The organism is Nostoc sp. 'Peltigera membranacea cyanobiont' 210A (genome assembly GCF_002246015.1).
Lineage (GTDB): Bacteria > Cyanobacteriota > Cyanobacteriia > Cyanobacteriales > Nostocaceae > Nostoc.
Genome location: NZ_NOLJ01000005.1, coordinates 296,365 through 317,630, shown reverse-complemented (window position 1 = coordinate 317,630; position 21,266 = coordinate 296,365). Strand labels below are relative to the sequence as shown.

At 41.6% G+C, this 21,266-nt stretch carries 17 protein-coding genes and 1 tRNA gene; 10 read left to right on the top strand and 8 right to left on the bottom strand.

The features are described from left to right. Positions 1 to 111: 111 nt before the first annotated feature. The 4 genes from CDG76_RS17530 (at position 112) to CDG76_RS17510 (ending at position 3,993) form a co-directional block, all read left to right on the top strand. Positions 112 to 1,176: an NAD(P)/FAD-dependent oxidoreductase gene (locus CDG76_RS17530; protein ID WP_094350245.1), complete on the top strand. Its 1,065-nt coding sequence runs from the start codon at positions 112 to 114 to the stop codon at positions 1,174 to 1,176. Between the two features lie 532 nt (positions 1,177 to 1,708). Beyond that, on the top strand, positions 1,709 to 2,083 hold the full coding sequence (locus CDG76_RS17520; RefSeq protein WP_094350243.1) for a hypothetical protein: 375 nt from the start codon (positions 1,709 to 1,711) through the stop codon (positions 2,081 to 2,083). 176 nt (positions 2,084 to 2,259) lie between these two features. Beyond that, a complete protein-coding gene (locus CDG76_RS17515; protein WP_094350242.1) occupies positions 2,260 to 3,132 on the top strand; it encodes an SIMPL domain-containing protein in 873 nt (290 codons plus the stop codon). Between the two features lie 339 nt (positions 3,133 to 3,471). After that, the gene (locus CDG76_RS17510) at positions 3,472 to 3,993 is read left to right on the top strand and encodes a lecithin retinol acyltransferase family protein (protein WP_094350241.1); all 522 of its coding nucleotides are present in this window, start codon (positions 3,472 to 3,474) and stop codon (positions 3,991 to 3,993) included. A gap of 106 nt (positions 3,994 to 4,099) precedes the next feature. Here the strand turns inward: CDG76_RS17510 and CDG76_RS17505 are convergent, their stop codons facing one another. Beyond that, complete coding sequence (locus CDG76_RS17505; RefSeq protein WP_094350240.1) at positions 4,100 to 4,294, bottom strand: hypothetical protein; 195 nt, start codon at positions 4,292 to 4,294, stop codon at positions 4,100 to 4,102. 599 nt (positions 4,295 to 4,893) lie between these two features. Here CDG76_RS17505 and CDG76_RS17500 point away from each other — a divergent pair. Together CDG76_RS17500 and CDG76_RS17495 are read left to right on the top strand one after the other, a co-directional pair. Further along, the gene (locus tag CDG76_RS17500; protein WP_094350239.1) at positions 4,894 to 5,301 is read left to right on the top strand and encodes a VOC family protein; all 408 of its coding nucleotides are present in this window, start codon (positions 4,894 to 4,896) and stop codon (positions 5,299 to 5,301) included. Between the two features lie 459 nt (positions 5,302 to 5,760). Further along, positions 5,761 to 6,672 (top strand): bestrophin family protein, encoded by a 912-nt coding sequence (locus tag CDG76_RS17495; protein WP_442946378.1) that lies wholly within the window; start codon positions 5,761 to 5,763, stop codon positions 6,670 to 6,672. A 175-nt stretch (positions 6,673 to 6,847) separates the two neighbouring features. Here the strand turns inward: CDG76_RS17495 and CDG76_RS17490 are convergent, their stop codons facing one another. Next, complete coding sequence (locus CDG76_RS17490; RefSeq protein WP_094350237.1) at positions 6,848 to 7,696, bottom strand: M28 family peptidase; 849 nt, start codon at positions 7,694 to 7,696, stop codon at positions 6,848 to 6,850. A 318-nt stretch (positions 7,697 to 8,014) separates the two neighbouring features. Between CDG76_RS17490 and dnaK the strand changes: the two genes are divergently transcribed. Next, entirely contained in the window at positions 8,015 to 10,096 is a 2,082-nt protein-coding gene (gene dnaK, locus CDG76_RS17485; RefSeq protein ID WP_094350236.1) for a molecular chaperone DnaK, read from the top strand. A 209-nt stretch (positions 10,097 to 10,305) separates the two neighbouring features. Further along, positions 10,306 to 11,301, top strand: a complete 996-nt coding sequence (locus CDG76_RS17480) for a DnaJ C-terminal domain-containing protein (RefSeq protein ID WP_094350235.1) — start codon at positions 10,306 to 10,308, stop codon at positions 11,299 to 11,301. 175 nt (positions 11,302 to 11,476) lie between these two features. On the opposite strand, the gene CDG76_RS37385 is transcribed toward CDG76_RS17480, so the two are convergent. The 3 genes from CDG76_RS37385 to CDG76_RS17470 form a co-directional block, all read right to left on the bottom strand. After that, positions 11,477 to 11,623 carry a hypothetical protein gene (locus tag CDG76_RS37385; protein WP_190240904.1) on the bottom strand — a complete coding sequence of 49 codons (147 nt, stop codon included), beginning with the start codon at positions 11,621 to 11,623 and terminating at the stop codon, positions 11,477 to 11,479. A 142-nt stretch (positions 11,624 to 11,765) separates the two neighbouring features. After that, positions 11,766 to 13,196 carry a DUF4335 domain-containing protein gene (locus CDG76_RS17475; protein WP_094350234.1) on the bottom strand — a complete coding sequence of 477 codons (1,431 nt, stop codon included), beginning with the start codon at positions 13,194 to 13,196 and terminating at the stop codon, positions 11,766 to 11,768. Continuing rightward, positions 13,193 to 13,819 carry a DUF3038 domain-containing protein gene (locus CDG76_RS17470; protein WP_094350233.1) on the bottom strand — a complete coding sequence of 209 codons (627 nt, stop codon included), beginning with the start codon at positions 13,817 to 13,819 and terminating at the stop codon, positions 13,193 to 13,195. The genes CDG76_RS17475 and CDG76_RS17470 overlap by 4 nt, the downstream gene beginning before the upstream one ends. A 418-nt stretch (positions 13,820 to 14,237) precedes the next feature. On the opposite strand from CDG76_RS17470, the gene CDG76_RS17460 reads away from it, so the two are divergent. Both CDG76_RS17460 and CDG76_RS17455 read left to right on the top strand, forming a co-directional pair. After that, a complete protein-coding gene (locus CDG76_RS17460; protein ID WP_094350231.1) occupies positions 14,238 to 14,756 on the top strand; it encodes an adenine phosphoribosyltransferase in 519 nt (172 codons plus the stop codon). Positions 14,757 to 14,920: 164 nt separating this feature from the next. Next, on the top strand, positions 14,921 to 15,967 hold the full coding sequence (locus tag CDG76_RS17455; protein WP_094350230.1) for an ABC transporter permease: 1,047 nt from the start codon (positions 14,921 to 14,923) through the stop codon (positions 15,965 to 15,967). Between the two features lie 263 nt (positions 15,968 to 16,230). Here CDG76_RS17455 and CDG76_RS17450 read toward each other — a convergent pair. The 3 genes from CDG76_RS17450 to CDG76_RS17435 form a co-directional block, all read right to left on the bottom strand. Continuing rightward, positions 16,231 to 16,301, bottom strand: a tRNA-Gly gene (locus CDG76_RS17450). Positions 16,302 to 16,351: 50 nt separating this feature from the next. After that, positions 16,352 to 17,572 carry a hypothetical protein gene (locus tag CDG76_RS36255; protein ID WP_143854109.1) on the bottom strand — a complete coding sequence of 407 codons (1,221 nt, stop codon included), beginning with the start codon at positions 17,570 to 17,572 and terminating at the stop codon, positions 16,352 to 16,354. Between the two features lie 68 nt (positions 17,573 to 17,640). Continuing rightward, positions 17,641 to 21,171 carry a response regulator gene (locus CDG76_RS17435; RefSeq protein ID WP_094350227.1) on the bottom strand — a complete coding sequence of 1,177 codons (3,531 nt, stop codon included), beginning with the start codon at positions 21,169 to 21,171 and terminating at the stop codon, positions 17,641 to 17,643. Between the last annotated feature and the right edge of the window lie 95 nt (positions 21,172 to 21,266).

Sequence of the window (21,266 nt, the reverse complement as noted above, 5' to 3'; positions counted from 1 at the left end):
GCTTTATGTACCTTATTCTACTATTAGCTTTCAGCAGTCATTAGTAGTAATTTTGTCCTTTGATAATAACCAATAACTAATGACCAATAATTAAATAGGGACTATTGACTCATGACTGATATTGCAGTGATTGGTGCCGGAATTGCCGGTTTAGTCTGTGCCCAGCAGTTAAGTCAAGCTGGATATTCGGTGGTAGTGGTGGAAAAGTCGCGTGGTTTGGGAGGAAGACTAGCTACACGCCGCTTGTACGGAACTTTGGCGGATCATGGGGCTTGTTACCTGAAGCCAAAGGGTGAATTATTAGAACGTTTTGTGGAGATATTGCGCGATCGCCATATCCTAGAAGTTTGGACAGATGAGGTTTCCGAACTTACAACAGGTGTTCCTTTATCTGAACCAAAAAACCGCAGTCCGCGTTATGTTGCACCTGCGGGAATGAGTGCGATCGCTAAATCCCTCGCCCCAGGTTTAGAAATATTACTGAATCACCGTGTTATAGCTATTGCCCCAACTCCTGAAAATAGCTGGCGTTTGACTCTCGAATCTAGTAACGAAGAATTAACTGCAAAAGCTATAGTCGTCGCTATTCCTGCACCCCAAGCGGTGATGCTGTTAGAACCTTTGGGTGAGAGTGTATTGGATGCAGCCTTTCTTGATAACTTGCGTTCTGTAGAATTTTATCCTTCGATTAGTGCGATCGCTGGATATCCTTCTACATCTCAACCCCTCCCTCAGTGGAAAGCCCTAACTTTTGTGGATGATGCTGATTTAGCATGGATTGGTTTGGACAGTAGCAAGCGTCCTAACCCTAAACAACCACATTTTGTGGTGCAAAGTAGCGCTAATTTTGCCCAACGTCATTTAGAATCCCAGGATTTACAACCTGCTGGACAGTATATGTTGCAACGAGCAGCTGAATCTCTGTCCCTTCCTTGGCTAAATACTCCCGAATGGATGCAAGTACATCGTTGGCGTTATGCCTTTCCTAGCCGTTCTTGGCACGAAGCTTTTTTGTCTGCCGGAACTCCCTTACCTTTAGTTTGCTGTGGTGATTGGTGTGGAGGCAATCTTGTCGAAGGTGCGATCCTTTCTGGATTAGCTGCGGCTGATGAAATTAATAATCAGTTGCGTCATCTCCCTTTCGATAATGTGAACTTTTTAAACGTTTTTGCCTGATCATTTCATCTGTCGCTAGACTGATTCTGCACTATAGTGAGTCGCTATTTTTCTGACTGACTAAATCAAAGTGCAACAAATAAGTTTTTTAGATGAAATAGCAAATTTTGCTGCGAACCTAAAAAGTGATGCCAATTACCCAAAAAGATTAACTTTATGAAAAACTTGTTCCTAATTCAGGTTGTTCTATTGCTGTTAATCTTGATCCCCTAGCCTTGATGCTGCGTTTTACGTAGATTTCTGGCTTTTTAGCAGAAATTTGAAATAATTAGGATTATAAATATAAAATGTCGGTAAATTACCAGCTTATTGGACGCTGTTTTAATAAGTCATGCTGTAAGACAGTATAAACTTTAACAAAAATAAGCAAAGCCAAATGTCTGAGATTGTACCAAGATAAGAGGCTAGTTTTGGGGTTGATTGCATCTGTAAGTTGAATTGTTTTTAACTGATTGTCATCACGACATTGCCATCTAAAAAAGTTATTCTCTCCAACAAGCATTGAATTGATTAAAAAAGGAGTTTAAAAACCATGAAAATGGTAGTCAATTTAACACAACAATCAATAGTGGGAGAAATTGAAAGTGTTTTGAATACATATCCATCCCATCCATATCAACAAGCCTTTGCGATTCCTGATTTACGCCAAGAGCTAATTACTTTCGTCCTCAATCGCATTCCCTCCTTTTACAGCATCATGTCTGATGAACAGATTCCAGCGGAGGCTAAACAAGGAAGCTTGGCTTATTACAAATTGCCTCGTAAACCCTTAGAGCAGCAACTAAATTTACAAAATTTGATTCATCAAGGCATTTGTCTAATCGTTCAAGAAAAGTCAGATTGGATTAGCCATCGTGTTTGTGAAACAGTTCAACCAGCTTGTGAACCCTCTCACTGGTTTGGTTAATAGTTCTAACTAGATTTGGCTCTCTGCTGAGATATCATAACGCCCGCAGTGAATTTTGAATTTTTGAGCTAATCTCACAGCCTTTAGTCGTGGGATTAGCTCAATATTTTTTTAAGTAGATTCCTCTTGAGGTGTAAAATTTGACAATTACTAAGTTCAAAGGATATTCCCAGGATATGAGAAAAATAACTGCTCTAATGCTAAGTATTTCCGTGATCGGGGTAGGGGCATTAACACCCAAAGTCACTAATGCCCAATTGTTTTACCCACCAGCAAGCGATCGCCATTCATTAATGGTAATCGGTCAAGGGGTTGTGAGAGTGCCAGCAGATACAGCGGATATTGAGTTGGTATTCAGTAGTGGAAGTAGCAATAATGAGTTACAAACGCAACCATCATCTCTACCAGAAACCCGCCGCCTATCCTCACCCTCCGGGTTCGGCAGTCCCTCTTTGTTGGAACAACAAGACCGGGCTGCCTCACCAACTCTACTTTTTAATTACAAAACAGCAGCAGAACCTTTACCAAACAAAAAATCCCTAACTAAAGCAACTCTTCAGCCTGTAGTGGATAGCTTAGTTGCTAAAGGCATTAGGGCTGATAAAATTCAAGTGCAAATTAACCCTAATTCCAGTGAAAATAACGCCAAGATATTGGTGAGACTAGAAAAACCAACACGCGATCGCGTCCAGGAAATTGTTGCTACAGCGAACAAGTCCACGAGCCAGATTGAAAACCTTTCTGTCAAGAGTGTGGGTGTTGAGTACGCAGTAAATGACTGTCAGGCTTTGCAGAGTTCAGTTTATCAATCAGCGATGAAAGATGCTCAAAGCCGCGCCCAGGCTTTAGCAACTGCGATGGAAGTTAAACTGAGTACTCCTTCTGTCGCCGAGCCATTTTACACATTATTTTATCCCTCATGTAGTTCTAAAACTGGAGTTCCTTTACCGTCGTTTGCTAGTTTTTTATTATCACCAGCTTATAATCCAGATGCCCCAGCAGAAGTTGAAATGAAAAAGGATATTTTTGTGACGTATACAACGAAATAAACATTTATATTTACTGCGATCGCACTTTGATTTAGTCCAAATTGGGAGTGCGATCACTTAACTATTTTCTTCTAAGTCTAATCAATAAGGATAGGTGCGATCGCGATTCTTATTTACTTCATATTTTGCAAATTTATTTATATAAATTATCAGATTTATTTCTTGAGAACACTCAGTATTTACTTAGATAAAATTCTAGTATTTCAAACTTTCTACTTAAAGATTTGGTTTTAACTTTATCGAAAAAATTTACGGTTTTTACTACTGACAAATAAATAATACATTTAATAAAATGTGCCTAAAGATTTAAAACTATATAGTTATATCTGGAGATCAATCATGGCACAAGGAGATCACATATACTGTAGTATTTATAATAATAGTAAATCTCCCTATCATCATGGAATTGATTGTGGTAATGACACTGTTATTCATTATAAAAATAATTATAAACACGGGAAGGATGGAATAATTCTCTGGGTTCCCATGAATGAGTTTGCTAAAAATAGAAAAATTTATATTAAGAAATATGATAAATCCGATCCTCCACTAGTTGTCTTCATGAGAGCAAAACGAAGATTAGGAGAGAAAAACTACAATATTTTTTATAATAACTGTGAGCATTTTGCACATTATTGTAAGACAGGTAAACCAATTAGTCCTCAAGTGGATAAGGCTAAAGAAATCATAGGAGATAATGGTGTTGCTGTCGTTGATGGTTTGTCTAAGAACCTAATAAATGTGATTAAATCGGCGGAATCAAGTAAAAATTATATACATAAAAGTATAGAGTATACATTAAATTTTTGGAGAGATAAAGACGATGATGACAATGATAATAGTTTTTTAAACTTGCTTTAAAAACAGGGCATACTTTTGTTATTTATGCTCTCACTCGGATCAAAATCAGCAAGCCAGATAACCCTATTTATAACTAAAAGAGCTAATAATCAATCAAGTCTCCTGTCTATAACTCCTGCCATTCTCTATCTTGCTCGTAATGTAATAACATTAACTCAGACTGTGCTGCCAATATGCATCGCCGTTCTTCTAATGACAATTTCATAAACTCCCAACGGCTGATACTCTTAGTTTGTAGAAGTGTTTCTGAAGCTTGTAGCTGTGGTATGTCTCTCTGAGGAGTAGAATTTGAGATTTCCATACTTTCTCAGTAATTTTTATAAAAATTCCTAATTTATATTTATTTTACTGCACAGCTATAATATACGTGTTCATAATCAAAATCAAATATTCACTTGAATCTAGACTAGAATCTAGACTAGATTGCTGATTTCAAACTTCAGTAATGAAAAAACTCCAGAAATGTTTGTGGCAAATCTGGAGTCAGGAAAGATACGCATTTACCTATACCAAATTTTCACCCTGAGAGAATACTACGTCATCAGGGTATACACTCAAATGTAGATAAAAGTGTTTGAAGATTCTTGTTTACATTCCTTCTCTGTGAAAAGTAACGCAAAACAGCCCCAGATAATCTGAGGCTGTTTTGCGAGAGTTGTTTGGTAGGAAGGGTACATCAATAAGTGATGCCCGTGTTAAATATAGATAATTCAGTATGCATCCTTATTCAGCCATGTTTTGCCATATCAGGATGATTGGAAAAATTTTTATGGCTTTATTCCAAAAAGAAACTCCAGATGCACTTAAGGCATTCTGGAGCAGTAACAGGTTTCTAACATCAATCAATTGTTACATGTGCGATCGCCCGATGTCGTTAGGGTATATACTCAAATGTGTTTTATGTCTACTCATCCGCAAATAGACCAGCAAATTACCTTCCTTTCTACCTATAACCTCAATGTATCTACAGAATTCTACGAACAAAAGCTAGGCTTGGAGTTATGGCTTGACCAAGTAACCTGTCGAATTTATACTGTTAGTGGTTCTGGATACTTAGGATTGTGTCAAGCAAGCGAAAAATCAACTCCTCCAATCGGCAAATACTCAAGTGTCATTTTTACCCTCGTAACACAGCAGGTAGATGAATGGTTTGAATATCTCAAAGAACGTGGCGTCGAATTTGAAAAGCCACCTACACTAAATCAAAAGTACAACATTTACCATTGCTTTTTCCGCGATCCTGATGGTTATTTGATTGAAATTCAACGTTTTGAGACTAACGACAATAAAAAAGACATAACCAAATAAGTTATGTCTAGACATTTAATTTACAGGGCAGGATTTTTACAAGCTAGAACTTTTTGATTTACTGGGGTACATGATACCGATTAATGCTGTATGAACATTATCGATAGGAATATACCTTTTCTTTCATAGATTTATCAGGATAAAATTCGGAATTTATGCTGCCACTGGAAAATATTTACATCTCTTTACAATTGTCGTTTAGTTGTAGCCAGCCCTAGCATTGCTTTTGACTTTTATATAATATTTGCTTCAGTTCTAATAATAAGTATTTAACACGGACTTTAAATTGTATAACAGAAACTAGAATAAAATACATAGTCGCAAGTATATTATGTTCTTAACAAGAATAGTTTTTCAAGTATCTCTTTGCTAATTATGCTACTTTTATAATGCTTATTGTTAAGCTAAAAAATACTGAATATATCGGTTCAATAAATATTTTATTAGGGTGAATACATCATGAACGAAAAAATCAAATGGTTCCGCACAGCATTACAACCTAAAGGTTCAGTAATAAAAGCAATTTTCAAACATGTTTTATGGTGTGGAGCTTTTGGATTTTTAATTTCTCTGCTTCACCATTTTGAAAAACCTGTATCCCAGCCAATTTTAGTAAATGTGATTCCTAGTATTGTTTTAGGTTTGTTACTTGTTTTTCGTACAAATACTGCTTATGAGCGATTTTGGGAAGGGAGAAAATGCTGGGGTTCTATAGTAAATAACGTCCGAAATTTAGCAAGGCAAATTTGGGTATCAGTTGATGAAATTTCACCAGATGATAAAGACAATAAAATTACAGCATTAAACTTATTGGTAGCGTTTGCTGTAACAACTAAACTACATTTGCGAGGAGAAGCTGTCAATAGCGAGTTAAAAGACTTAATGCCATCTACTAAGTACATAAAACTGAAGATTATGAATAATCCTCCTATAGAGGTTGCCTTTTGGATAGGAGATTATTTACAGCAACAGTACGATCGTAATTGTCTGAATAGCTACCAGCTAACATCTCTGCAAGAATTATTGAATAGTCTTGTGGATAATTTAGGTGCTTGCGAACGTATTTTAAAAACGCCTATGCCGCTTGCTTATGCTATTCATTTGAAGCAATTACTGATACTATATTGCTTTTTGCTACCATTTCAAATAGTAGACAGTCTCGGTTGGTGGACAGGTTTAGTTTCTGCTTTGGTTGGGTTCACTTTGTTTGGCATTGAAGCGATTGGCTTAGAGATAGAAAACCCCTTTGGTTATGATGTTAATGATTTACCATTAGATGCAATTTGTGAAACAATGAAGCGTAATATTGACGATTTAATTACTTTGACTCCCAATGCGCGATCGCATCAGCAAGATAGTATAACCAATTGAAAAAAGCTGAGAATAATAAAAATAAACCCCAGTGGCGATCGACTCGGTTTATGCATGATATAGATTTCACAAAAATGCTGTATATGTACCCATGATTGCTGATAAACCACATCTAAAAAAGAGGTGCGATCGCTAAGTCTGGTTTGGCGAACGATGAACCTATCCTAATATCTTTTCACAACCGCCGAATCGCAATTTCCAAACCTTCACATACACGAGTCAGAAAATCTAAATCCAAAGTAGCGATCGCATCACTAGCTTTGTGATAATGTGGATTTCGCAAGAATGCCGTATCTGTCACCATCATTGCCGGATAACCCAAATCCCAAAATGGAGCATGATCGCTAAGTCTGGTTTGGGGAACTATTAAACCTCGATTCGGCACGGGTAGCCATTGACTAGATACGCCAGCTTTGCGAATATTACGGCTCATCCCAATTAAGTCAGGCAATGTCCGCAAGTTGCCAATTAAAGCAATAAAATCACCTGTATCTGGGTAGAAGCGTTCCAGAGGAGGGGGGTAACTTTGGGAACCAGGCGTAGAATCCTTATAGCCCAGCATCTCTAAGGAGATCATTAAGCGTAGCTGTTGCTTTTGTTGATGTAACAGGGCTGCATAATCAGCACTACCCAGTAAGCCGTATTCTTCCATATCGAAAGCAACCAGCCTTAAGGGATATCTGACAGCTTGGGCAGCAAACTTTCTCGCCAATTCCAGCAAGACTGCCACACCTGTAGCATTATCATCAGCCGCAACTGTTCCCGGAACGCCATCATAATGAGCGCCAATTAAAATCGGCAGTAAATCCTTTTTTTGCCCTCTAGCTTGGGATGGTAAATTTAATATCAGGTTATTGCAAGTTTTACCTCTGACTTCAAAGGTGTGGATTTCCACACTCCCCCATTGGGAAAATTCCTGGCGGATGTATTCTTGGACAAAAAAGTGCCCAGCCGTTGCCATGTAAGGATCGCGTTCTCGCGCGATCGCACTCAGGGAAGTCTGTAATCGCTCTGTTAAATTCAAATCTTTTAAGTACTAGCAATAATATGAGAATTTTCAGGCACTCAAAAAAGCAGAGCAAGCGTTATTAAGGTTAACTTACCAATTTGCAGATAACTTAAACAGAAGTAGGCGGATATCAAGAATTGAGGCTGCTTGGGCACACCAACCGTCTCAATGCTATCCTAGTCTTGCAACTATCTCCTCTAGCTGCACTTCTTAGCTTACTGCCTTAATGATGAGTATTATACATTGAGGTGTTTTTATCTTGTAGCACAAAGCTAGAGGTAGTTCCGCCCAATCATAATAAATATATAAGACACTTTAGGAGAAAAGTAACGCATGGGCAAGGTAGTCGGCATCGACTTGGGTACAACCAACTCAGTAGTCGCCGTTATGGAGGGTGGCAAGCCGGTGGTGATTGCCAATGCAGAAGGAATGCGAACAACCCCCTCCGTAGTTGGCTTCAGCAAAGAAGGTGAAAGGGTGGTTGGGCAAATGGCACGGCGACAAACCGTCCTCAATCCCCAAAATACCTTTTTTGCAGTTAAACGTTTCATTGGGCGGAAGTATGGCGAACTTAATGCAGATTCTAAGCGTGTGCCCTACACCATCCGCAAAGACGAAGTAGGCAATATTAAAATTGCCTGTCCTCGTATGAATAAAGATTTCGCCCCAGAAGAAATTTCGGCAATGGTGCTGAAGAAATTGGCAGACGATGCTAGTCGCTATTTGGGTGAACCAGTCACCGGGGCAGTGATTACAGTACCCGCCTATTTTAACGATTCTCAACGGCAGGCAACCCGTGATGCCGGCAGAATTGCTGGTTTAGAGGTGTTGCGGATTCTTAATGAACCGACGGCGGCATCTTTGGCTTATGGATTAGATCGAGGTGACACGGAAACTATCTTAGTCTTTGACTTGGGTGGTGGTACTTTTGACGTATCGATTTTAGAAGTAGGCGATGGGATATTTGAAGTCAAAGCTACCAGTGGAGATACGCAACTTGGTGGGAATGACTTTGACAAAATAATAGTAGATTGGTTAGCAGAGCAATTTCTGGAAACAGAAGAGGTAGACTTAAGACGCGATCGCCAAGCTTTGCAACGTCTCATGGAAGCCGCGGAAAAAGCCAAAATTGAGCTTTCTGCTGTCAGTGTCACCGACATTAACTTACCCTTCATCACCGCCACTGAAGATGGCCCCAAACATCTAGAAACTCGTTTAACTCGTTCCCAATTTGAAGGTTTGTGTGGTGATTTGGTGGGGCGCTTGCGGACACCAGTGAAACGCGCCCTCAAAGATGCCGGACTTTCACCTAGAGACATTGAAGAAGTTGTGTTAGTTGGCGGTTCTACACGAATGCCAATGGTAAAGCAGCTTGTGCGGGACTTAATTGGCACAGAACCAAACGAGAACGTTAATCCCGATGAAGTCGTGGGCGTGGGCGCAGCAATTCAAGCAGGTATTCTCGCCGGCGAACTCAAAGATGTGCTGCTTTTGGATGTTACACCCCTTTCTATGGGATTGGAAACCATCGGTGGTGTGATGAAAAAACTCATTCCTCGCAACACGACAATTCCAGTACGCCGTTCTGACATTTTTTCCACGTCTGAAAATAACCAAAATACTGTGGAAATTCACGTAGTTCAGGGCGAACGGGAAATGGCAGCAAACAACAAGTCTTTAGGACGGTTCAAGCTCTATGGCATCCCACCAGCGCCACGAGGAATTCCTCAAGTTCAGGTGTCATTTGATATCGATGCTAATGGTATTTTACAAGTAACAGCCCTAGATAGAACCACTGGGCGAGAGCAGAGTATCACCATTCAAGGCGCTTCCACCTTGAACGAGTCGGAAGTGAATCGGATGATTCAAGACGCTCAAAAATACGCTGATGTCGATCGCGAACGTAAAGAAAGAATAGAAAAGCGGACTCGTTCTGAGGCGTTGATTTTCCAAGCAGAACGACAACTGAGAGAAGTCGCGCTGGAATTTGGTATGCAGTTTGCCCGCAGCCGCCGCCAAAGAATTGATAATATTTGCCGACAACTAAAAGAAAGTCTTCAGGAAAATAGCGATCGCGGTATCGATCAAGCCTACGCCGACTTGCAAGATGCTCTCTATGAGCTAAATCGGGAAGTCCGCCAGACTTATGCTGAAGATGAAGATGACGACTTGTTTGGGACTATCCGTGACATCTTTACTGGCGGTGATAAAGAACGAGAACGCGAATCTCCCAGAGATACATATCGAGAACGCGACTCATACAGTAAAGACTATGGCAAAGATTACGGTAGAGACTATGACAGAGATTATAGCCGCGATAATCGTTCTTCCTCTTATGAAAGCCGTCCTCCACGCAAATCCCGCCCCAGCTACCAAGATAACTGGGATGATGAAGAAGACAATGATTGGTTGTAAGTAGAAGGCAGGAGGCAGGAGGCAGGAGGCAGAAGGTAAAAGCTGCTCAGGGAAATGATTTCACTGGTTGGCATTTTATGTTTAATTTATGTCTACCTGATTAGTACTTCTGATAAGAGTTAAGAGTAGAAAAAATTAAATCTTTCAACTTTTAACTCCTAACTCTTAATTAATCCAAAATCTAAAATCTAAATTTAAATAACTGAACTATGCAAAATTTGCCGAACTTTCGCGATTACTACGAGATTTTAGGAGTATCTAAAGATGCCTCTGGTGAGGAAATTAAAAAGGTTTATCGGCGGTTAGCAAGGCAATATCATCCCGATCTTAATCCGGGTAACAAAGAATCTGAGGAAAAATTTAAGGATATTGGCGAGGCTTATGAAGTTCTTTCCGATCCAGCCAAGCGAGCGCAGTACGACCAGTTTAGCCGCTACTGGAAGCAAAAAGGTTTTGCAGGTAACAAACAGACGCCAAAGGCTAAAACTTGGCAGAGTAGCGCAAGCGATCGCAACGGGAATCAGGATGTAGATCCCAGCCAATTCTCCGACTTTGAAAGCTTTATTAATCAAGTTATTGGTGTCAAAAATAAGAGTGCGGCAAATAACTCTAGTAATGGCAATGATAGCGATCCGTTTCGTTCCCCCAGAACAAAAGTTGCCTACACAGTTAACACTCCACCTCGCACAACCCGTCGAGATATAGAAGCCAGATTAACGCTTCCACTAGAAAAAGCTTATCAAGGTGGTAATGAACGGATTCGTTTGGAAGATGGGCGATCGCTAGAAGTTAATATGCCCCCAGGTATGGTAACAGGTCAAACCATCCGTTTGCGGAACCAAGGTGTTGGTGGTGGCGATCTATACTTAAAAATTACCGTTGAACCTCATCGATTATTTAAGCTAGAAGGTTTAAATATCGTCTGCCAAGTACCTGTTACTCCCAGCGAGGCAGTTTTAGGAGGACAGGTAGAAGCACCTACTCTTGATGGCCCTGTGAAAATGACTACCCCTCCCGGCGTTAGGTCTGGTCAAAAATTTCGACTAGGTAATAAAGGTTATCCTAACGATGACGGTAAACGTGGCGATCAATTAGTAGAAATTCAAATAGTTACACCGAAAAATATTAGTCAAGAAGAACGGGAACTTTATGAAAAGTTACGGCAAATTGAAACCTTTAAACCCCGCGCTGATTTAATACGTTAGGAAGGAGGTTGTGTATCTATATTTAATACCTTTATTTCCCCTGCATTCATTTAAACTTTGGAAATTTAAACTTCACTGATACCAATTCTGTATGAAGATGCACATAATCAGTCCCCCCTTCACAAGGGGGGACGCGTAGCCGGGGGGTAAATATATGCAGCTTCACAAAGAAACGCTATGAGGTACTCTGATCAGATACTAATATGTCGCCATCTCTCCGCACTTCTGTAAAATCAACGTAAGCAGGATCTCCTGCGGGTAAGGGGCGAAATTGGTCAAAAGCATTGTATATCCGCTTTAAAAAGGCAAAATCCTGGGTCATAAATCTAAATTTCTCAGGTTAGCGCCATATTATCGCAAACTTACAGAGATAGGGAGAAAATTAAATTGTCAGGTATGTTATTGCTCAGAGTAGGGCACAGAGAATAGCAACTTAATTCTTTTGCCCCATACCCTATGCCCAATTACTGATATCCCTTCCAAGGAGTGACTTCGAGCTTGCCGTTAGGCTTGAATATCACTTGGAAGTGAGCTAGAGGTTCTTTGTCATTGGGAGCAGCTACATTAGAACCATAGATGGCGTTAAACATCTTAGGAAGAGGTGTTTCTCGGAAATAATCAAAGGCGACTTGATTAAGTGGTTCATAGTCAGCAATTACACCATCTTTGTTGACTGCTACCCGATATTTCAAATCTCGCGTAAAGGTGGGAGTGCCACTCCAGGTTTCACGAACTGTATTATAAAGCTTTTTATTTAAACCTTTAGTGATATTAGAGTCAGTAATTTTTGCACCGACTACTTGTGGTGTCTTAGCATATCCTCGCCAAGGGCTAACTTGCAGCACACCATTTGTAGTAAACACTATTCGGAATTGGGCTATCGGTTCATTAGAAATGGGGGCGCGATTAGCAGGATTGTAAAGTAGGTTAGGTAGAGGAGTTTGCCCGACTCCTTGATTGGCCTCTTTATTCACCGCTTTATAACCAACGATCGCTCCATCCGCAGCTATACCCAAACGATAGATCAAATCCTGTTGCAATCCTGAACGCTTAGTCCAAGCTGGATGAACTTGATTATACACTTGACGATTCAATGCACGCAGCTGGGATGGATCGGTAATTTCTGGAACTGTATTTAAAAGTGCTTCTAAATCTTTAACAACTGGCTTTTCATTAGCTGTGGGTGGTGTCATCGGTGTTGCAGCCTCGATGGGTGTTGCAGCCGCTGATGCTGGAGGGTTAAGGCTCTTTGTTGTAGAGTTAGTTTGCTCATCTGGCTTAGGCTGCGGTGGACGAATTTGGGGAGGTGGAATCAGGTTAAATGCGATCGCTGCTACTGCTAAACTTGATACTCCTACAGCCGCAGGAACAGCTTGCCTAATTACAGCCTGACTAGCACCGCCATAGCGTCTAGTAACTGGTTGTAGTTCTAGGGATAATTCCGGTAAAGTCTGGGTATCAGCAAAAAACTGATCCACTGCTTCTACTAAATCAAACAACTGTACCGTATTCAAATCTATTTCAATAGGCGGACGTTTAGAATTATTAGAGTGATCGAACCCCTCTGGAGCATTCTCTGAATGTATGATTAACCTGTGGCGGTTGCCGTCAATTTTTTGAAACTCTACTAGCTCCGATTCCTGGTTGTGTGCTTGCGGATTGGGTACAGTACTCAGAAATTCTTGGGCGTAACCACTAACAGCCCTTACCAAACTTTCAAAAAATTCTCGCCCTCCGGTTAGGGGTTGATTGTAACCAGATAAATAGCATTCTGCATTTACCAATATTGATAATTCTGGGCGCATTTCTTGGAACTGTGCAGCCCTAGTGACATCACTTAACCCTTCTAAAAGAAGAGTACAATTAGGTAGACTGTACTTACGTTGAATATTCATTCCACTTCACCGTCAAAAAGACTAATCCAGAACCGCTGCATTCCAGCAGTACCAGTACAAAATAGTAATTGTCCTAACAAATTTATTGCTAGCGCATCTAATTTTTCATCAGAAGTTAATGCTAGTACACCAGAACGTCGAGCATTCATCCGGCTTTTAAAATGCGCTCTAAACCGCTCTAGGTAATTAGATAGCCGCAAATTCTGTTCTAATGGAATCTGTTTTTCTTCCATTTGTTGGCATATCATTAATAACTGGCGGATGACAACAGTTAAACGCCGTGCTATATAGCAAGCAATGACCACCAAAGCTTTTGCTTCCATAATAGTTAAGGGACGGCGCATGTGCGCTCTTCGTAGCGGGTTAGAGCTACGCATCCGCCATAAATTCACCCTGTCTTTAACAATTCCTTTCAGATCCAACTCTTGAGCAAAAGCCAGGATTGCTTCCGAACCACCAAGTTCTAAAGCTTCAATTGCCAGTAAAATCAGGTCAATTTGCAGCCTGGTTCTGCGAGGACAGGTTTTGGAAGCGATCGCAGGATCTGGTAAAGTGTCCAGAATCATCGGCAGCGAGTCTTGGGTTGGACTGTTGAACGGCGTTAAACTTGCTGAAACATTCATTCTATAAATACCTTGTGCGGTTCCAACAGACTAGATAAAACAAATTTAAGATCGGTAGCCAAGACTTGAGCCTTAAACTTGTGACAGTAGCATGACTACCTGATATATACATTACTTAACTCTTTCTACTCAAAGTTTTCCCTATATTGAAATCAAAATTTTAAAACATCACTAAATTCACCTCATTTATTAGTGAAATACCTTTTCTAGCTTGGTTTAGATTCTAATTATCGTCAATGAAGAGCGAAGCTTTAGCCTTTATCCCCACTTGACCCCCAGCGTATGACATTATAGTGTACGATTTTTCAGGTATCTGAAATTGGGCATTGAGCATTAGGCATTGGGCATTGCTTATTAATTTTTCTACCTCATTCCCCATGCCCCATTCCCCATTCCCTACTCCTTTATTCCCCATTTTATGGATTTAAAGTCTCTCGTTCGTGACATTCCAGATTTCCCGAAACCCGGAATTTTATTTCGGGATATTACTACGTTACTGCGCGATCCAGAGGGACTGCGCTATACTATTGACTTTTTAACACAAAAATGCCATGAAGCTGAAATAACAGCTGATTATGTCATTGGTATGGAGTCGAGGGGATTTATTTTTGGTGCACCTCTGGCTTATAAATTAGGAGCTGGTTTTATTCCCATCCGCAAAAAAGGAAAGTTACCAGCAGCCGTTCACTCAATTGAATATGAATTAGAGTATGGTACAGATTGCCTAGAAGTGCATCAAGACGCTTTACACCAAGGTAGCCGAGTTTTGATTGTGGACGATTTGATTGCCACAGGTGGAACTGCGAGTGCCACAGCAAAGTTGGTGCAGAAGATTGGCTGCGAACTAGTAGGGTTTGGGTTTATTATCGAGCTACGGGATTTACAAGGGCGTACACATTTACCGGACGTGCCGATTATCTCTTTAATTGAATATTAGTCATAGGTCATTAGTCATTAGTCATTAATCATTGGTCAATAGAAAAACAACTGGCAAATGACGAAAGACAAAGGACAAATGACATAGACGCGCCAGCGGCTACTCTTCGAGAACGCCAAAGGCGAACCCGCAGGGTAGGACAAATGACAAAGGACAAAATATAAATGACATCTACGAAAATTTCCTTGGAGACAGGTCGGGATTGGCTAATCGGGCTAGTCACGAGCGAAACTTTTGTTTATGTGGCAAAGCGGCTATTGCAGGCACTGCTAACTTTGTTGTTGGCGTCAGCGTTGTCGTTTTTCATCATTCAACTCGCTCCCGGTGATTATGTAGATACGCTACGGCAAAATCCGAAGATATCCCCAGAAAGAATTGAGGAAATCAAACGGCAGTTTGGTCTAGATAAGTCTTGGCCAGAGCAGTTTGGTCGGTGGCTATGGCGAATCTTGACCAAAGGGGATTTTGGCACGAGTTTTATTTATCAACGTTCAGTAGCATCGCTATTGTGGGAACGAGTCCCAGCGACTCTGTTATTAGCGATCGCATCTTTAATTGTCACATGGGCGATCGCCATCCCTTTAGGGATCTTTGCCGCTGTTAAACAAAATAAGCCAGCAGACCGGATTTTACAAGTGATTAGTTACGCAGGACAAGGCTTTCCCAGTTTCATCACTGCCTTAGCGCTGCTGGTTTTAGCCCAAATCACCTCGCCGGTGTTCCCAGTGGGTAGCATGACTAGCATCAATCACTCAGAACTGTCGTGGTTTGGCAGAATCTTAGATATCGGCTGGCACATGATTTTACCAACGATCGCACTCTCAATTACTAGTTTTGCTGGTTTGCAACGCATCACTCGCGGCGAATTATTAGATGTCCTGCGTCAAGACTACATCCAAACCGCTCGTGCCAAAGGTTTACCAGAAAACCGCGTCATCTACGTTCATGCACTCCGCAACGCTATAAATCCCTTAATTACCTTATTGGGTTTTGAATTAGCTGGTTTATTAAATGGTGCCTTCATCGCCGAATTTTTCTTCAACTGGCCCGGTTTAGGAAGGTTGGCTTTACAAGCTTTACAAGCTCAAGATTTATATTTATTAATGGCAAGCTTGATAATGGGCGCAGTACTGCTGATTGTTGGCAATTTAATCGCCGACTTGATGCTTAAAGCAGCCGATCCACGCATTCGCCTAGAAAATCTCAATTAGCAGCAATTTTAAATTCAAAAAATCAAAACTGATTGGGCGTTTTCCAGAGTCCTGCCAACTATCAAACAACAAGTAGGTAAATATCTAGGATGTGGATGTCGTTGAAGTAAAGTCTTCCCGATTCCTCATACCGTCTTGAATTTGGCTACTCTCACTGTCAAGCTATTTCTGCACACTGCAAAATTGTGAATTGCTCTTCAGCTGGCTATTTTACCAAGATTCAGACTTAGTTTTTGCACTAGTTATCTTTGAGAGTTTTTCTAAGCGGGCGGCGGGAATCGAACCCGCATTAATAGCTTGGAAGGCTATAGTTTTACCACTAAACTACGCCCGCAAATTTCCAACCCTATAAACTTAACACGGTTTCTGTAAAAATTCAAGCATTCAGTTGGAATTTGCGGGTTGCATTTTGATCCTGACATACAAATTGCTCAAGTCTGGTTTTGTGCCATCGTTATTGTGGGCAGCAAGAAAGTTTTCTGTTTTGAAAACTTCGCTTAGGGCTTGCTCGTATGTACTTTTTTCACTTTGCAGTTTTGCTGGTTCTATTTCTAGAACTACAGCCTGTTGAAAGTTGCCATTCTGGTCAATTATCAAGCTAGCCAAGAGTTGTGCTGGCTCAAGTTCCGAATTCTGGACAAGAAAGCTTGGGTCTAGTTGTTTTGTGTTGCTTCCCCTGTATAAAGCGATAACATCGGGTAAAGCATCTTGTCGGAATCCTTTTGATTGTATCAAGCTAATCACTTCATCTCTAGATAAGGGAGCTACTATTGCTACCGATGCTCCTCGAGTAGAAGTTGCTGGAGTTTCCCTAGTGGAAGTTGCTGGAGTTTCCCTAGTGGAAGTTGCTGGAGTTTCCCTAGTGGAAGTTGCTGGAGTTTCCCTAGTGGAAGTTGCTGGAGTTTCCCTAGTGGAAGTCGCTGGAGTTTCTCCAGTCGAAGTTGCTGGAGTTTCTCTATTTTCAGGTTCTGAAACTGGTCGATTTGATGGAATACCTGTTGGTAGTTGCGTTCCCTTTCCCAGTTTAATTTCTTGACGACGCTTCCAAGGTAAATTACCGACTGGAACTGTAGGTGTCGGTGTGACTTTAGGTGTCGGTGTGGCTTTAGCTATAGGCTTCGGTGTGACTTTAGGTGTAGGTGTAGGTGTCGGTGTGGCTTTAGCTATAGGTTTCGGTATTGGCGTGGGGACTATCTGCTGTCTAAAAGGTTCGCTATTAGGTTGAGAGGCGTAAATTCGGCTCTTTTTCTGGAGATTCTCAGGAGAATTTATTGCGCCAAAATCTTCATTTCTAGGCGTAGTTCGTGCTGTCTGTGATGAACGTGCTGGTACAGACTTTTGAGTAGACGATAGTGGCTTTGACGAAACTATTTTGGCTGTTGATTTTGTTTTAGGAGCAATTTCTATCAATTCGATAGGAACAGCAGATTGATTTTGCTGGGGGAACCACAGACTAAATGCATTAGATGAGCGCATCAGCCAGAACACCAGGAAGTGCAGAGAGACTGAACTGACAACGACAAAAATCCACAAACCTGGTGGATCGGTGTGTCGTCTCCAGACCTTGGCTGGAATTGGAGTTTTGTCTGCAACCGATGGTGTCATATTATATAAACTGGATATGATTATGCACTTTTACTCATTGGTAATGCTTTAAAATACCAGTCTAAATTTTAGCGATTAACCATTACCTCTGGTGAAACAGCGAAAGTCAAAACTGTTTCATCTACCCCTTTAAGTTCTAGTGGACTACCTTTAGTAATTTCTCCTTCCTGCAAATAATCTGCTACGGCAGCAGAAACCAGGATCGTACCGGGAAGAGCGGCAGCTTGCAACCTTGCAGCAATATTTACACTTGGGCCAATAGCAGTATAATCGGCACGTTCAGCGCTACCAAACATCCCCACAACAGCAGTACCTTGGTGAATACCGCACCGAAACTGTACGCTAGTAAGTCTGTCGCCATCAAATACGCCTTGATCTCGCCAGCGCTGGTTCAAGTCAGCCAATGAGCGGTGCATTGCTCTTGCTGTATTAATGGCACGACGCACTTGTTCATTGGGTGTTAGTTCTTCCGGCGCTCCATATAAAGCTAAGATAGCATCTCCCATAAATTTATCTACAGTGCCGCCATTGCCAAATACAACCTTGGTCATGGCTTCTAAATATTCATTTAGCAACTCTGCGACTCGTCGGGATCTGAGAGTATTTGATAGTTGTGTAAAACCCACAATGTCACTAAATAAAACTGTAATTAAGCGTGGTTCTGGGCGCAAATCTAACGTTAAATCTCCGGTTGCGGCTTTTTGCACCAATACAGCCGGTAAAAAGCGCTTTAGCACCGATTCTGTTAGATAAGTGTTTAATTCGACAATTCGCCGTTCATTTTCTTTCAATGCTAAAAGATTCCGAACTTCTGCCAAAAGTTCCCGATCGTTGAATGGTTTTGCTAAATAAGCGTCTGCGCCATGTTCTGTACCTTCAATGCGGGTTTCTTCATCTACTTTCGCTGTCAGCAGAATGATTGGTGTTCCTTTCAATTTTTCTTCATTGCGGATCATCTGAATCATCTCAAGTCCGCTCACTAACGGCATCATTAAGTCAGTCACAATCAAGCTGGGTAGAATTTCCTTCGCTTTACTGTGCCCTTCATGACCGTTACGAGCTGTCTGTACATGATAGCCATTACGGCGGAAAATTTCAGATACATAGGTTCGCAAATCGGGGTTGTCATCTACAACTAAAATTGAGTGCTGAGTCTTATGTGCTGAGTCTTGAGTATCAACACTGGGGGAGAGGTTTATTGTAATATCTTCAATATTGTCTGTTGTTGACTCTACTAGTTCTAAATCAGCTAATTCTACGCTAGCGCGGCTTGTATTTAATTCGGTAGGTGTTTCTAGTACTTGCTGTGCAGGTAAATGAGCATTTCCAGTCACCAGCCATAAACTAAAAGTAGTACCTTCACCATAAACTGATTCCACGGTAACTTGACCACCATGTAATTCTACTAATTCTTTAACTAAAGCTAAACCCAAACCACTGCCTTCATAGGAGCGGTTTGCTGAACCTTCAGCTTGGCGAAAGCGCTCAAATAGGTGGGGAATTTGTTCTTTAACAATACCAATGCCAGTATCTTGCACTTGTAATATGCAGCGATCGCGCTCAGATTTTAGTCTGACACCGATCGTGCCACCTTCAGGAGTAAACTTCATGGCATTTGACAAGAGGTTATAAACCACCTTGTCAAATTTTTCCATGTCTAAGTACACCGTCGAACACTCATCTAGCTGGGTGACGAGATGCAGTCTCTTTTTCTCGCAGTAGGGACGAAAAGATTCCACTATTTGGCTGACAAATTCGACTAAATCGCAGGGATGGAAGCTAGGCTGCATTCTCCCCGCATTCAGGCGTTGTAAATCCAGGAGTTGATTTACCAGTCGCAGCAGGCGGCGGGAGTTACGCAGGGCGATCGCACATTGGGAGTAAGATAATCCCTCACCAGCCGCCACCGCCGACTCTAAAGGCCCTTGAATCAAGGTAATCGGTGTGCGAAACTCATGGGAAATATTTTGGAAAAATTCAGTTTTTTGTTTGTCTAATTCCAGTAAACGTTCAGCTTGTTGGCGAGTTTTTTGATACAAGTGTGACTGCTGGACAGCGATCGCGGCTTGCGCTGCTACTGCTTTCGCCAAATCGATATCAGATGGCAACCACTGACGTACTTTTTTACCTTCATGCAAAGTAATACTACCAATACATTTCCCATCGGCTAATAATGGCACAAACATTAGCGATCGCGCTGGCATTTTTAAAGGCAAATCAAAACCCCGCACATCCGAGGGAGAATGGCTCACATTACCAATAACCACAGGTTCATGTGTCCGTAGCATTTGTTGGAGGATGGGATTTTCCTGAATCGATGCTTGAGAATAGGGTAATCTCTGGTTTGGTAGGTGATGCTTGCTACTTGAATTATTGTCTGGGGCTGGCGCTCTTAAATTTTCTAGATGTTGAAAACTGTCATACAAGGCCACACACTCAACAAACTCATCTTCCTCAGTCCACAAAGACAAGACGCAGCCATCAACTTGTAAAGCTTGTCCCAATTGTTGGGTAATTGCCGCAAAAATATCTTGAGGATCTAAGCTAGAGCGAATTGCGCTAGTAATCGTATTAATCAAGCTCTCCCGCTTGGCAAGAGCACGTACTTGTTCGTAAGCATAAGCTTGAGACAAAGCTAAAGCTGCCTGATCCGCTACCATCAAAACTAACTGCACCTCATCATCGCCCCAGAAGCGAGGAACAGAACACTGGTGCAGCGCTAGCACCGCCATCAGTTCTTGTTGGCAGATCAATGGCACAACTAAACTAGAACAAATGTTAGCAGCAGCAAAAGCTTGCCCACGCTCACGCAGTTCGGGAGTGTTACCGTGAATGCGCTCATCATCGATCGCATCGTGAATTACCTGAACTTCGCGGGTTTCCCACACTGTCTGAGCCAAAAGAGGCAGAGGAGTTGCAGAGGATATAGCGGGCAGAGAGGAAAGACTTACTGCTACTTCCGCTCCGATCTCCTGCACCTCTGCTTCTTCAGAAAGAGGCTTCTGATAGATAAACCCTTTATCCGCCAACTGCTCATCTTGGAAGGGACGTAGCAGACAAACATCCACCTCCAACATGTGACCCACTGTGTCTACAATTGCTTGCAAAATTTGTCTGTAGTCTAAAGCACTGCGAATCGTATTGGTAACGGTATTCAGCAGCGATTCTTGACGGAGTGTGCGGGTAAGTTCGCGGGTTCTAGCTTTGAGGACATTGTGGGTATCCAAAGCTTGGCGTACCACCGCTTTTAGTTCCTCCGCTTCCCACGGTTTAGTGACATATTTAAATACCTTACCAGCGTTAATTGCTTCCACCAAGTCTTCGACATCGGTGTAGCCAGTTAAAATAATCCGGATAATATCTGGATATTGAGTTGCTGTTAGGCTCAAAAATTCTGTACCGCTCATCATCGGCATCCGCTGATCAGAGATGATCACCGCGATCTCTCCCTCTTGAGCCAGCAGATCGAGGGCCGCAGGGCCAGAGGTTGCCCTTAGCACCTTATAATCACGATAGAAAGTGCGGTAAAGCAAGTCAAGGTTGTCTGGTTCATCATCGACAACCAAAATTTTAGGCTTACTGTTTGCTTGGGATTTCATGCACCGCTTTCCTGCTGCAACGGCAGTCGGATAAAGAATAATCTGATCAGGTAAGTATTTTTCTGAGTCAGGTAAGAGCAGAGCATTTCGACCAA